Origin of the sequence: Bradyrhizobium cosmicum, assembly GCF_007290395.2 — a bacterium.
Lineage (GTDB): Bacteria > Pseudomonadota > Alphaproteobacteria > Rhizobiales > Xanthobacteraceae > Bradyrhizobium > Bradyrhizobium cosmicum.
Genome location: NZ_CP041656.2, coordinates 2,874,450 through 2,887,038 on the forward strand (window position 1 = coordinate 2,874,450; position 12,589 = coordinate 2,887,038).

A 12,589-nucleotide genomic window follows, 5' to 3' on the forward strand; every position below is an offset into this window, starting at 1 on the left:
TCACATGACAACCGCGAAACGGCGAGCCCGCCGCATCGCCGCCGATGAGGCGCACGCATGGGCACGAAACCTCAAGCTCCGCAATCTGCAGGCCTCGATCCTCCTGCGCAGTTTGTCGCTGTACGTCGACGGCGATGGCGTCGCGTTCGCTGCGATCCCGACGCTCGCCGAGGACTGCGACGGGCTGTCGATCGACACGGTGCGGCGCCGGCTGGTCTGGCTGGAGCAGGTGGGTGCGATCGCGCGGCAGCCGCAATGGCTCGACGAGAACGGCGTCCGCAATGGTGCGGGTCGGGGCAAGCGAACGACCGATGAAATCCGCTTGCTGTTCGATGCTGATCCGGAGCTGATCGAGGCGCGGGCGCAGGGGCGTGAACCTCATGTCGATGCTTACGAAAACCCTGCAAAAACAACGGCGATTAGCCCTAGCAGCCAGCTAGGGCTAAATCCGGACGTTAGCCCTGCGCCAACCCTCGGCCAGCACTCGGTTAGCCCTAGCAGTACTTGCGACCAGCTAATCTCTGAACCTGAACCTGAACCTGAATCCCCCAAAGCCCCCGAGGGGGGCGAGGGTGAGCGCTGCGCTGTTGAGGAAAGCGAACCGGATGGCTTCGCTGCAGCGTGGTCGGCATGGCCTGGTCGCGAGGTGCAGGGGCATCGCCGCGATCTCGCCGCGACCGAGTTCCGCCTGCTCTCGCCGGAGCAGCGCTTGCACTGCTGCGCGGCGGTCCCGTTGTTCGCTGCGGCGTTGTCCAGGGCAGGGCGCACCAAGCCGCCGAATTTCCATCTGTGGATACGCAACCGCGGCTTTGAGGAATTTCCGTATCGGCCCGACGGCGCGTCGCCGGTTGCAACGGGACCGATCGAGGAAAACTCCGAGGCGGGCCGGGCCATCGCTGCGCTCTACGCGGTCGCCAGAACGCGGCCCTATGTCAGCAATGGCAGGGTCGTCTATCCCGGCGCCGTCAGCGCGCAAATTCTGGCCTTCGCGCATGTGGCCGACAAAGCGGCTTGGCGGTGGATCACCGATCGGCAGCAGATCGCCGCATGGCAGGCGTTCATCGGCGCGCACGTGTTCGGCGGCCGATCGCCGCTGCTCGAAAAGCGCGGCGACGAAATGGGCTTCTACGCGCCGGCCAAATGGCCGCCGCGCAAGGACGGCGGCTGGCCGGAATCGGACGCCGCGTAAGCATCACAGGCAGGGGGAGACGAATGAACATGCATTACGAAATCGGGCAGTTCGTCGGTTACGAGACGATCGCCGAGCCCGTCGCTGTGCCAGTGATGCCGGCGCGCTGGTTCATGCTCAGTGTTACGCCTGGCCGCGATGCGCGCGTCGTGAGGCGGCTGCTAGAGCGCGGCATCTGCGCCTATTCGCCGACGATCGTTCGTTACATCAATCGGCAGACCAGGATCGAGACGCGCAAGTCGCATCTGGGCAAGCGCGTCGATCGACCGTTTCTCGCGGGCATGATCTTTGTGCCCGACTTCGATGCGCGCAATCCAGCGATCAAGCGGGTCGATGACGTCGGCGAGTGGGTGACGATCGTTGAGGACGATGGGCCGCGCTTCGCCTCATTGAGGCCTGCCGACATGGCCGTGGTGCGCGGCCTTGTGGCTGCCGAGAATGCGCCGATCGGCGTGCGCGCCTATGCCTTGCAGCAGATGGTGCAGATCGTCGACGGTCCGCTCGCGGGTTTCGTGGCGCAAGTCGGGCGGCTTGACTCCCATAGCCGACTCACCGTCTTTGTCGACGCACTGCGCGGCGCCTCGGTCCAGTTGTCCGAGACGCAGGTCGAGCCGGTCCCTGCAGGCCAGTCCTGTAGCACGGCGGGCCGTCGGAAGCGGAAACGCTCTGAGCGCCACTCGGCTTGATCGCCGAGAAGCGAAGCTTTCGGAAAATCGTTTCACGTGAAATAAGCCCGGCCATCGCGCCGGGCTTTTGCATGCGTAGGGTGTGCGGCATCCGTCAATGGGTTGGCTGTTGCCGCTGCCCTCCTTGGGCGTTTCCTCCCTAGACTTGGGCCGCTTGTGGCAACGCAAGCGGCCCTTCCTTTGTGTAGATGCCCTCACGTCCTCAACAGTTTCGCGCTCGACCGATGCCAACGCGTGCCGAGCAGAACGCAGCGGTCGACGCAGAGCGTGGTTCGTCACGCGAGCGAGGCTATAGCGCGCAGTGGGACAGGGCCTCTCGGCTGTTCCGTCTGCACCATCCCATCTGCAGGGGGTGCGAGGCTGTGGGGTTGGTGACGCCGACCGAGGTGACGGACCACGTCGAGCCGCACAAGGGCGATCGCGTTCGCTTCTGGGACAGGGCCATGTGGCAGCCTGCCTGCGCGTGGCACCACGACGTGGTCAAGCAGAAGCTCGAGGTCATGTTCGCCAAGGGCGAGATCCTCGTCGCTGATCTGTGGCTCGACAGTCGCGTCGCCGTCCGCCTGACGCTCGCCGAGCTGCCGGTGGGGGTGGGGGGTGGTCAAAAGTCTAGCGACCCTTCTCAGGGACCGGCTCTCTAGAACGGCATTTTTTGCCGCGAAATTCGCTGGAATTTATTTTTTATGGGTCGACATCCCGACAATCCGCTCGATCAGGCTGCCAAGGGGTTCCCTGGTAAGCGAAAGAGCAAAACCGAGAAGGCGATCGCCGAGGCCGAGCGCCTGGCGGGCCTGCTCGTCGCGGTGCGGACCGAGACGCCGTCCGACAACAAGCCCGGCTATCTGCAGGATCTGCGGCTCAAGGCGGCGAGCGTCATGTGGGACGATTACGCGCCGCGGCTCGACCGGCTGCACCTGCTGTCGCAGCTCGACCTGCACCTGTTCGCGATGTTCTGCATTTACGCGGCCGAATTCGTCGCTGCGAACGAGGAGATCCTGACCAAGGGCTATTCGGTCATGGTCAAGACGATCTCCGGCGACAAGATGCCCCGCGAAAATCCCGCCGTGGGGCGCCGCGACCACGCCGCCAAGATGACGATCGACCTGTCGAGCAAATTCGGGCTGTCGCCGCAGGACCGTCATCGGCTGCTGGCCGCCGGCGCGATGCATTTCGACGATGACACGCTGTTCGGCCGCGCCGTGCAGCGTCCCGCGCTGGCCGGTGTTGCGGCTGAAGATGCCAGCGAGAGCGCGCCGGCCGCGGAGCCCATCCCGGCGCCGGTTGTGGAAGGGTCTGCGATCGGCTCGCTCTCGGCGTTTGACTCGGTCCCGCCAGGCACAAAGCCGAACTGACGATGCATGCAGGACTGGAAACCGCAGACGGAAGCGTCCGCGCTCGCGATCGCGGCGGTCGCCGGGCCGCAGCTCTATCCGGAGCCGGAGTGGCTGACGCACGCGGTCGAGGAGCTGGGCTATTCCTGGGCGCGGATCGCGTGGCAGCGCGCGTCCGCGGTGCCGGGCGCCTGGTACGATGCGACCAAGGCGCAGGCCGTGGTCGACCGCTGGCCGACCTGGTTCAAACTGACGGTCGGTCGCTTTGCGGGTCAGCCGTTCCGCCTGTCGCCTTGGCAGGACGTCATCGTCCGGCTGCTGATCGGCTGGAAAGCGCCGACCGAGATCCTCGATCCGGAGACGATGCAGCCGACGCAGGTGCACGTCCGGCTGTTCTGCGAGCTGCGGCTGTGGGTGCCGCGCAAGAACGGCAAGAGCGAGTTTCTGGCCGCGCTGGCGCTGCTGTTCTGGGCGATCGAGGGGCAGCGCCGCGGCGCGGGCTTCTGCTTTGCGCACGACGAGAGTCAGGCGCGCGAGGTGTTCGACAAAATGGGCGACATGATCGCCTATGCGCCCGCCGTGTTTCGATCGCCGACCACGGGCGAGCCGATCAAGGTGTTTGCCAAGCAGCTCTGGAATGCGGAGCTGCGCTCGGCGTTCCGGCTGATGCCGGGCAAGGCCAAGGGCAAGCACGGGCGCGCGCCGTTCGTCACGGTCGGCGACGAGATGCACGAATGGGTGTCGACCGAGCTGGCCGACACGCTGCGCCAGGGCGAGGGCGCCTCGCTGCAGCCGATCCGGCTCTATGCGTCGACCGCGGGTCTGAAGTCGCAAAAGACCGGCTTCAAGCTGTGGGAAGAGTCGCAGAAGATCCTCGACGGACGGATCGACGACCCGACCACGCTGGTCGTGATCTTCGCGGCGGACGAGGACGCCGACTGGCGCGATCAGAAGGCCTGGCGGCTGGCGAATCCGTCGCTCGGCCTGTCGCCGACCAAGGCGTTCCTCGAGCGCGAGATCTCAAAGGCCGTGACGCCGGCGGCCGAGGCCGCGTTTCGCCGCTACCATCTGAATCAGTGGGTCGAGGAGTTCGCGCGCTGGATCTCGGTGCGCAAATGGGATGCGGCGACGCCCGACGCCAATGCGTGGAAAACTCAGTACGACACGCTGAAGGGCCGCGAGTGCATCCTCAGTTTCGACTCCACGAAATCGTTCGACCTGGCGTCGATGTGTCTGCGTTTCCCGCCGGTCGAGCCGGGCGAGCGCACCAGATTCGTCTGGCGGTTCTGGTTGCCGACCGAGACGATCGAGGCGCGGACCAAGGCCGAGCGGACGCCGTTCGATCAATGGGCGGAAAACGGCGCGATCACGCCAATCCCGGGCGGTGTGTTCGAGCTGGACTATGCGATCGAGGCAGCGCTGCAGGCCTGCGCCGACTTCCGGGTCACCAAGATCGGCTGGGACGCCTGGAATGCGCTCGAATTCTACAACCGGATGGTCAAGCGCGGCCAGCCGGAGGATCTGTTCGTCGAGATGCGGTTCGGCACCAAGTCGCTGGGGCAGGGCACCAAGGAATTCGAACGCAAGGTGTTCGGCGGCGAGATGGATCACGGCGGCCATCCGGTCGCGCGCTGGATGATCGGGCACTGCAACGTGCGCTTTGACGAAAACATGAATTACGTGCCGGCAAAGAAGCGATCCGAGGACTCGATCGACGGCATCGTCGCCGCGGTCATGACCGAGGCGATTGCGATGACGCCGACTGCACCTGTTGCGGGGCTGGTTTTGCTATGAGCTGGATCACTGACATCCTCGGCACGTCGGCGCCTGCGGTTCGCGTGCCGGAGGATTTTGAACCGCCGAAAAACGCGACGCAGATGGTGCCGCTGACCGAGATCGTGCGCGGTTCGCAGTCGTGGTCCGACATGTTCGGCCCGGCAATGGCTGGCGGCTTGCCGGCGCTGACCGAATATTCCGCCGCGACGGTGACGGCGATCTATGCCTGCTGGTCGCTGATTGCTGGCGCGATTCAGACGCTGCCGATCAACATGATGAACGTCGACATTCCGACCGGCGAACGCGAGCGGATCTTCGACGACCCCCTGCTGTGGGTGCTAAATGAGGAGATGTCGGAGCGCTGGCCGGCGCCGATCGGCTGGGAATACCTGGTCAAGTCTATCATGGCCGAGGGTGATGCGTTCGCGATCATCCGCCGCGACCGCATGTTCAAGCCGATCGCGCTCGAGCCCGTGCATCCGCTGCGCGTGATGAATGGTATCGTGCCGCAAACCGGTCGCATGGTGTATCGGATCGCGCCGGAGTATCTCGCCAACGGTCAGGTGATCGGCAGCGCGCGCGATTTCGACCAGGATGACATCATCCACATTCCCGGTTTCGGCTTCGATGGTTTGCGCGGCATGACGCCGCTGCGCTACTCGCTGCGCAACGCCGGCGGCGTCGCGATCGCCGCGCAGGAATATGCCGCTCGGTTCTTCACCAACGGCGCGCGGCCCGACTACGCGCTATCGACCGATCAGAACCTTGGCGAGCCGCGCATCAAGGAATTGCAGGGCCTGATCGACGAGCGGCATCGGTCGACCGAGAACGCGCATCGGCCGATGCTGCTGCATTCTGGCCTCAAGCTGACCAGCTTGCAGATCTCGGCGAACGACATGCAGCTGCTCGGCCAGCGCCAGTTCCAGATCGAGGAGATCGCGCGCGCCTATGGCGTGCCGCCCTTCATGATCGGCCACAACGAAAAGACCACGTCATGGGGCTCCGGTGTCGAGGCCATGTCGATCGGCTTCGTCCGGTACACGTTGCGGCCGTACCTCAACAAGATCGAGCGCGAGCTTGATCGAAAGCTGTTCCGCACGCGCTCGCGGGTCACGGTGTTCGATACCTCGGACCTCGAGCAGGCCGACACCAAGAACCTGTACGAATCGTTGCGCGTCGGCGTCGGCCGCGCCGGCGAGCCGCGCATCCTCACGCCGAATGAGGCGCGCGCCAAACTGCGCATGCCGCGCAAGACAGATGCCGACTCCGACAAGCTCGGCGTCAACGCCGGCGCCGCGCCCGCGGCCAAGGATCAGGGCTCAACCGAACCAAAGGACGCTGCAGCATGAGGGATCGTCGTCTGTTCAACCTGTTCGCGGCCAATTCTAAGCGCGGCTCGTTCCGCGCCGATGCGGCCAGCAACACGATCGAGCTCTATGACCTGATCGTGTCGAGCGAGATCGAGGCCGAATGGTATGGCGGCGTCTCGCTGCAGGGCTTTGCCAAGGCCATGCGCGGCATGGCCGGCACGGTGCACGTGCGCATCAATTCGCCGGGCGGGGACGTCTTTGCCGGCGTCGGCATCGCGCAGATCATGCGCGAATACGACGGCGAGATCGTCGCGCATGTCGACGGCTACGCCGCTTCAGCTGCGTCGGTCGTTGCGATTGCCGCCGACAAGGTGGTGATGGCGCCGGCGTCGATGATGATGATCCACAAGGCCTGGACGTGGGGCATCGGCAACGCTGATGACCTGATGGCGACCGCCGAGCTGCTGGAAAAGATCGATGGCCAGCTCGCCGAGGGCTACGCCGCGCGCGGCAGCAAGGATGCTGCGACATTCATGAACCTGATGGCGGCCGAGACCTGGCTGACGCCGCAAGAGGCGATCGACTGCGGTCTGGCCGACGAAATGGCCGGCGAAAAGGACAAGGCCGCGACCAACGCGCGGGCGCGCTGGGACGTCTCGGCCTTTGAACGCGCGCCGGCGCCGCCGGCGGCGCAGGGCGATGACAAGATCCGCGCGGCAGTCGAGGCGGCGCTCGCTGAGCGCGATCGGCAGGATCGCGACAAGGCCGCGGCGATCGTGGCTGCCGAACAAGAGCGGGGGCAGCGCCGGCGGCGCGCTCAGTTGCTCGCAAGGACTGCCTAAGCGCGAGCCGCGCCGAGCAGAACAAGCGCCGTGGCCAATTCGGGCCAGGGCGGTCTCTAGCCATGTCATGAAAGGACAGCAAATGGCTTCACTTCAGGAGTTGAGAGCGCAGGGCGCGGCCATCGTGGTCGCGATGCAGGCGATGGCCGACAAGCCCGCCGACAAATGGGATGCCAAAGTCGACGGACCGGAGTGGGATAAGCTCGACGCGCAGCTCGTCGATATCCAGGCGAACATCAAGCGCCAGGAGCGCGTGATTCAGGCGGCTGCCGACAACCTGCAGCGTGACTTGGTCGCCGACGCTGCTTCGCGCGTCGGCCAGGATCAGAAGTCGGAAGCCTCGACGATCTTCGCCAAATGGGTGCGCAACCCTGATGGGTTGTCTGCCGAGGATTGGACCAAGATCCGCGCAACCATGTCGACCACGACGGGCAGCCAGGGCGGCTACACGGTGCAGACCGAAGTCCAGAAGACGGTGCTGGAAGCGCTCAAGGCGTTCGGCGGCATGCGTGCCGTCGCGACGGTGCTGCAGACGTCGCAGGGTAACCAGATGAACTATCCGACTTCGGATGGCACCTCAGAGACGGGTGAGATCATCGGCCAGAATACGACCGCCACGGCGCTCGATCCCGCGTTCAACTTCGTGCCCCTGAATGTCTACAAGTTCTCGTCCAAGATCATGGCGGTGCCGTTCGAGCTGCTGCAGGATAGCGAGGTCGACGTCGAGGGCTTCGTGATCAGGCGTGCGACGCAGCGCCTCGGCCGCATCACCAATACCAAGTTCACGGTGGGTGCCGGCGATGGCTCGAACGAGCCGAACGGCATCGTCACGGCGGCCACGACCGGCGTCACGGCGGGCAACGGCACCAGCCAGGTCACGGCGATCGTCTATGACAGCCTGATCGACATGCAGCATTCGGTCGATCCCGCCTATCGCGAGACCGGCGAGTGCAAGTGGATGATGCACGACTCCAGCGTCAAGGTGATCCGCAAGATCAAGGACGGCCAGTCGCGGCCGATCTTCGTGCCCGGCTGGGATTTCGCGATCCCGACCGGCGGCAAGGCCGGCAAGATCCCGGATTCGCTGCTCGGCGATCCCATCCAGGTCAACCAGGACATGGCGGTGATGGCTGCGTCGGCGAAGTCGATCGCTTACGGCAAGCTCAACGAATACACGATCCGCGACGTGATGGACGTGACCATGTTCCGCTTTACGGACTCTGCCTACACCAAGCTCGGCCAGGTCGGCTTCCTGGCCTGGCTGCGCTCCGGCGGCAATCTGATCGATGTCGGCGGTGCGGTGAAGCTGTTCGTCAACGCGGCGTCCTGATCGCCTTCAGGACGTATCGGGGGAGAAGGGCCGGGAGCGTTTTCCCGGCCCTTTTTATGTAAGGCCCATTTTCCCCAAGGAGGTTGAGAACGATGCGAGTCATCATGACGTCGTACCATACGCTTGCGGATGGCACGGAATTGAAACCGGGCGATCCTCACGATCACGACGACGCCGAGGCGCGCCGGCTGATCGGCGTCGGCGGCGCCCGAATGCCGACCAAGGACGACGAGGCGCGCCTCGAGGCGCATGTGCGCGCGCAGGCCAAAGCCGAATGGCGCGCCGAGCTGGACGCAAGCACGGTCGACGAGCTGAAGGCCGGCGCCGAGCGCAACGGTATCGACCTGAAGGGTGCGACCAAGAAATCGGACATCATCGCGGCGATCGTGGCCGCTGTGGATGCGCGCGAGGCCGAGGCCGTCGCAGCGCAGTCTGACGCCCAGAAGTAACCACGTCCGGCCGCCGTCGAGGATCTCGCGCATGTTCCGCAATAACGACATCAGCGATGGCGGCCGTCCGGTCTTGATCGAACCGGCGGACGACGAGGTGATCTCGCTCGCCGACTGCAAGAAGATGCTGGGCATTGCCTCGGCCAGCCAGGACCCGATCATCCAGGCGGCCATTTGGGCGGCGACGGACAATCTCGACGCCGCGTCCGGCGTGCTCAACCGCGCCTTGCGCGAGCAGACCTGGGAGCTGCAGCTGCGCTCGTTCAACGATCGCCGCGCCGCCGTTGCGCCGTTCAACAACCCGATGGCGATCCCGCTGCCTTATCCGCCGCTGCTCAAGGTCGTTAGCGTCAAATATCTGGACCAGGCCGGCGTCGACCAGCCGCTCGCGCTCGGCAGCGGCTACCGCATTCTCGGCCTCGGCGCGCCGCTGGAAAAGCAGGCGATCGCGCCGCCGTTCCAGGGCGCCTGGCCGAATGCGCGCGTCGACGATGCCTCCGTCCGCATCCGCTTCACCTGCGGCTATGACGAGGACCAGAACGTCATGCCGCGCCAGCTCAAGATGGCTGTGTGCCTGGCTGTGCGCGACCTGATGCCGCTGATGTCGCGCGACCAGATGGTTTTCGAGGACCGCGTCGAGGGCGTCGGCTCCAAGCGCTACCAGAGCAATCCGGAATTCGCGGCCGTGACGCAAAAGGCGATCGCGAGCCTGCTGGCCAATCTCCGCGTCGAATAGGCGCGGCGTCTCCCGCAACCCTAACGAGGATCTCCGCACATGAGCATTCAACTGTCCGTCGCCGCGCGCAACGCCCGGCTCGATGCGATCGAGACGGCGATCGGCACCGCGGCCAAGCTGCAAATGTACACCGGCTCGATGCCGGCGAGCTGCGCCACGGCTGCGAGCGGCACCAAGCTGCTCGAGGACACTCTGGCGTCGGACTGGGCTGCGAATGCGTCGAGCGGCTCCAAATCGTTCAATGGCACGCCGATCGCGGGCACGGCGCTCGCCGGCGGCACCGCGGGCTATTTCCGCATCGTCGACAGCGCCGGCACCACCTGCCACATGCAGGGCACCATCACGGCGACCGGCGGCGGCGGCGACATGACGATCGACAACACCTCGATCGCCAACGGCCAGACCGTCAACGTCACCAGCTTCACGCTGACCGACGGCAACGCGTAAGCCGGGAGCGCCGCCATGACCAGCAACGTCCAGATTACGCCAGGTCTCGGCGTCGCCGTGGCGGCCGTCGACATCGGCGCGGCGACGGCGGCGACCGTGACGATGACGATCGCCTCGCCCTGCGTCGTGACGGACACCGGGCACACCTTCGCGGACGGGCAGCCGATCGTGCTGACCACGACGGGCGCTTTGGCCACCGGACTGACCGCCGGCGCGACGGTCTATGTCAAGAATCCGGTCACCAACACCTACAATCTGGCGGCGACGCCGGGCGGTGCGGCGATCAACACCACGGGCTCGCAGAGCGGCACGCATACGCGGACGGCGCAGGCGTTTGCGCAGGTGGTGCGGATCGACAATGCCAACCCGAACGGGACGGCAGCGGACTCCGCGTCGGCGCCGGTCGCTTTCTCGACCGAGGGCAAGGCGCAGCTCGGCAGCTTGACCGAGACCGCGCCGGCGTCCGACACGGCATCGTCGGGCCTCAACGGTCGCCTGCAGCGTCTCGCGCAGAACATCACAACGCTGATCGGATGGTTGAAGCCGACGGCCAGCGCCAACGGCATGACGAAATCGCGGGTCAATTCGGCCGCGAGCACCAACGCGACCAGCCTGAAGGCAAGCGCGGGCGCGATCTACAGCATCCAGCTGTTCAACAATGCGGCCTATACCGTGTTCCTGAAGCTTTACAACAAGGCGTCGGCGCCGACGGTCGGAACGGATACGCCGACCTGGACGATCCCGATCCCCGCGGGCGGCGGCTTCTCGCATTACTTCCCGCACGGCCGCCCCGACGCGACTGGAATCGCCTACGCGATCACCAAGCTGCAGGCCGACTCGGACACGACCGCGGTCGTCGCGGGCGATCTGACCGGCGAAATTCTCTGGATCTGACTTGATGTGGAGCGCGGGCGCGAATTGGCAGCGTCAGAACGGATGGTACAGGCCAGCACCGACCGGCGGCGGTGGTGGTGCTGCGACCTTCACGTCGCCGGCCGACACCGGCACCTGGACGTTTTCGAACGCAAACAAGACGGTCGTTTGCACCGCAGTCACCAACACCGGAGGTGTGCAGACCGGCCAGGTGCTGACGTCGCCGGCGCTGTCGGGCAAGAAATTCTTCATCGCCCATGTCGACAGCATGCCGGCCGACTACGCGGCGCTGGGCATTACCGATGGCGCCAACCGGGGTTGTCCGGGCTTTGCTGGTACGGGCAACGTCGGCTTTTTCAGCAGCTCGGCGGGCATCTGGGCCGCGGGATCGAATGTGGATTCGCTGCCGCCGAGCATGGGCTCCGGCGCGACCGCGGGGCTCTGCATCGACGCGACCGGCAAGCTCGCCTGGTTCACGATCGACGGCGTGAATTTCTACGGCTCGGCCGGCACGGTGCGCACTGCGTCGGATGTCGCTGCCGGAACCGGCGGCTTCAATTTCGCAACGCAGATCTCGGGCTCGACCTTCTATGCCGCGGTCGGCGCGCTCGACGTCGCGGGGCAGGGCTACACCATCCAGACCGCGCTGCCCGGCGGCTGGACCATGCCGTCCGGCTATGGCCTTCTTTGAAAGTGCGCTGATGGTTGGCCTGCTCAGCGTCTACGCGCCGATCGTGGTGCCAAGCACGCTATCGATGCCGAACGGCGTCGTGTTCTCCGGCGACAGCATCACGCAGGACATCGTCGGAAACGTCTCGTTTCCCGATCAATTCACGGCAAACACGGGAAGGGCGAACATCAATATCGGCCAGAGCGGAGATACGGCGGCCGATGCCAACACCAATTACAGCAGCCAGATCGCGCCGTCCTACAACGCGTCGACCTCGAGTGTGATCGTGTTCCTTTATGGGACCAACGACATCCAGGCGCTGGGGCACACCGACGTGCAACTGCGCTCGGATCTAACTTCCCTGGTCGGGAAGGCGCGCGCGACCGGTTATTACGCTGCGATCGGAACGCTGCTGCCGCGCAACGATGTCGGCAATGGCTGGAATTCGACGATGGAAGGCTACCGGGTGGCCCTCAACACCTGGCTGCGGGCCAACTGGCAGACCTTCGCCAATGGCCTGGTCGATTTCGGCGCGATCGCCGAGCTGCAGGACCCGAACGATTTTCACTTTGCCGACGCGGTGCATCCGACTGATCGCGGCAAGCGGCCGATGGCCGAATTGGTGCGGACCCGGTTCGGCATTGCCAATGTCAACGACACCACGCCGGCCTCGTACAGCTTCACGGCGGTCACGGGCGCGGCGCGCTCGACCGTGTTCACCTCTGGCGCTGTGGAGCTGAACGGCTTCACCGCGCCGGCGGCGATCTCGATTGCGGGCGGCACCTATTCGGTCAATGGCGGCGGCTTCACGTCGTCGCCCGGCACGGTGGCGCCTTACGACCAGGTGCAGGTGCGGCTGACCTCGTCGGCCGCCGGCGCGACGCAGGTGACGGCAACGCTGACTGTCGGCGGCGTCAACGGCGCCTATTCGGTCACGACGGCTTAAGAAC

At 65.5% G+C, this 12,589-nt stretch carries 14 protein-coding genes; all 14 read left to right on the forward strand.

Annotation, left to right across the window (positions count from 1 at the left end):
• Nucleotides 1-4 precede the first annotated feature (4 nt).
• The 14 genes from FNV92_RS13635 (at nt 5) to FNV92_RS13700 (ending at nt 12,585) form a co-directional block, all read left to right on the forward strand.
• The gene (locus FNV92_RS13635; protein WP_143840551.1) at nt 5-1,189 is read left to right on the forward strand and encodes a helix-turn-helix domain-containing protein; all 1,185 of its coding nucleotides are present in this window, start codon (nt 5-7) and stop codon (nt 1,187-1,189) included.
• A 29-nt stretch (nt 1,190-1,218) separates the two neighbouring features.
• The gene (nusG, locus tag FNV92_RS13640) at nt 1,219-1,875 is read left to right on the forward strand and encodes a transcription termination/antitermination protein NusG (protein WP_334266098.1); all 657 of its coding nucleotides are present in this window, start codon (nt 1,219-1,221) and stop codon (nt 1,873-1,875) included.
• Nucleotides 1,876-2,243: 368 nt separating this feature from the next.
• Nucleotides 2,244-2,516 carry a hypothetical protein gene (locus FNV92_RS13645; protein WP_244623705.1) on the forward strand — a complete coding sequence of 91 codons (273 nt, stop codon included), beginning with the start codon at nt 2,244-2,246 and terminating at the stop codon, nt 2,514-2,516.
• A gap of 42 nt (nt 2,517-2,558) precedes the next feature.
• Nucleotides 2,559-3,227, forward strand: a complete 669-nt coding sequence (locus FNV92_RS13650; protein WP_143840600.1) for a phage terminase small subunit P27 family — start codon at nt 2,559-2,561, stop codon at nt 3,225-3,227.
• A gap of 6 nt (nt 3,228-3,233) precedes the next feature.
• Complete coding sequence (locus FNV92_RS13655; RefSeq protein WP_143840599.1) at nt 3,234-5,000, forward strand: terminase TerL endonuclease subunit; 1,767 nt, start codon at nt 3,234-3,236, stop codon at nt 4,998-5,000.
• Entirely contained in the window at nt 4,997-6,331 is a 1,335-nt protein-coding gene (locus tag FNV92_RS13660) for a phage portal protein (RefSeq protein WP_143840598.1), read from the forward strand. The genes FNV92_RS13655 and FNV92_RS13660 overlap by 4 nt, the downstream gene beginning before the upstream one ends.
• Nucleotides 6,328-7,134, forward strand: a complete 807-nt coding sequence (locus FNV92_RS13665) for a head maturation protease, ClpP-related (protein ID WP_143840597.1) — start codon at nt 6,328-6,330, stop codon at nt 7,132-7,134. The genes FNV92_RS13660 and FNV92_RS13665 overlap by 4 nt, the downstream gene beginning before the upstream one ends.
• A gap of 82 nt (nt 7,135-7,216) precedes the next feature.
• On the forward strand, nt 7,217-8,464 hold the full coding sequence (locus tag FNV92_RS13670; RefSeq protein WP_143840596.1) for a phage major capsid protein: 1,248 nt from the start codon (nt 7,217-7,219) through the stop codon (nt 8,462-8,464).
• 104 nt (nt 8,465-8,568) lie between these two features.
• Complete coding sequence (locus FNV92_RS13675) at nt 8,569-8,913, forward strand: hypothetical protein (RefSeq protein WP_244623704.1); 345 nt, start codon at nt 8,569-8,571, stop codon at nt 8,911-8,913.
• Nucleotides 8,914-8,944: 31 nt separating this feature from the next.
• The gene (locus FNV92_RS13680) at nt 8,945-9,649 is read left to right on the forward strand and encodes a head-tail connector protein (RefSeq protein WP_143840594.1); all 705 of its coding nucleotides are present in this window, start codon (nt 8,945-8,947) and stop codon (nt 9,647-9,649) included.
• A gap of 39 nt (nt 9,650-9,688) precedes the next feature.
• Nucleotides 9,689-10,096, forward strand: a complete 408-nt coding sequence (locus FNV92_RS13685; RefSeq protein WP_143840593.1) for a hypothetical protein — start codon at nt 9,689-9,691, stop codon at nt 10,094-10,096.
• Nucleotides 10,097-10,111: 15 nt separating this feature from the next.
• Nucleotides 10,112-10,990: a hypothetical protein gene (locus tag FNV92_RS13690; RefSeq protein WP_143840592.1), complete on the forward strand. Its 879-nt coding sequence runs from the start codon at nt 10,112-10,114 to the stop codon at nt 10,988-10,990.
• Between the two features lie 4 nt (nt 10,991-10,994).
• Entirely contained in the window at nt 10,995-11,660 is a 666-nt protein-coding gene (locus FNV92_RS13695; RefSeq protein ID WP_143840591.1) for a hypothetical protein, read from the forward strand.
• A complete protein-coding gene (locus tag FNV92_RS13700) occupies nt 11,647-12,585 on the forward strand; it encodes an SGNH/GDSL hydrolase family protein (protein WP_168213228.1) in 939 nt (312 codons plus the stop codon). The genes FNV92_RS13695 and FNV92_RS13700 overlap by 14 nt, the downstream gene beginning before the upstream one ends.
• Nucleotides 12,586-12,589: the final 4 nt, after the last annotated feature.

What these genes read in the sequence shown, in the direction of transcription:
- FNV92_RS13655 (WP_143840599.1), top strand. Translation starts at nt 3,234, where the DNA reads ATGCAGGACTGGAAACCGCAGACGGAAGCGTCCGCGCTCGCGATCGCG.
- FNV92_RS13700 (WP_168213228.1), top strand. Translation starts at nt 11,647, where the DNA reads ATGGCCTTCTTTGAAAGTGCGCTGATGGTTGGCCTGCTCAGCGTCTAC.
- nusG (WP_334266098.1), top strand. Translation starts at nt 1,219, where the DNA reads ATGCATTACGAAATCGGGCAGTTCGTCGGTTACGAGACGATCGCCGAG.
- FNV92_RS13680 (WP_143840594.1), top strand. Translation starts at nt 8,945, where the DNA reads ATGTTCCGCAATAACGACATCAGCGATGGCGGCCGTCCGGTCTTGATC.
- FNV92_RS13685 (WP_143840593.1), top strand. Translation starts at nt 9,689, where the DNA reads ATGAGCATTCAACTGTCCGTCGCCGCGCGCAACGCCCGGCTCGATGCG.
- FNV92_RS13675 (WP_244623704.1), top strand. Translation starts at nt 8,569, where the DNA reads ATGACGTCGTACCATACGCTTGCGGATGGCACGGAATTGAAACCGGGC.
- FNV92_RS13690 (WP_143840592.1), top strand. Translation starts at nt 10,112, where the DNA reads ATGACCAGCAACGTCCAGATTACGCCAGGTCTCGGCGTCGCCGTGGCG.
- FNV92_RS13660 (WP_143840598.1), top strand. Translation starts at nt 4,997, where the DNA reads ATGAGCTGGATCACTGACATCCTCGGCACGTCGGCGCCTGCGGTTCGC.
- FNV92_RS13635 (WP_143840551.1), top strand. Translation starts at nt 5, where the DNA reads ATGACAACCGCGAAACGGCGAGCCCGCCGCATCGCCGCCGATGAGGCG.
- FNV92_RS13695 (WP_143840591.1), top strand. Translation starts at nt 10,995, where the DNA reads ATGTGGAGCGCGGGCGCGAATTGGCAGCGTCAGAACGGATGGTACAGG.
- FNV92_RS13665 (WP_143840597.1), top strand. Translation starts at nt 6,328, where the DNA reads ATGAGGGATCGTCGTCTGTTCAACCTGTTCGCGGCCAATTCTAAGCGC.
- FNV92_RS13650 (WP_143840600.1), top strand. Translation starts at nt 2,559, where the DNA reads ATGGGTCGACATCCCGACAATCCGCTCGATCAGGCTGCCAAGGGGTTC.
- FNV92_RS13670 (WP_143840596.1), top strand. Translation starts at nt 7,217, where the DNA reads ATGGCTTCACTTCAGGAGTTGAGAGCGCAGGGCGCGGCCATCGTGGTC.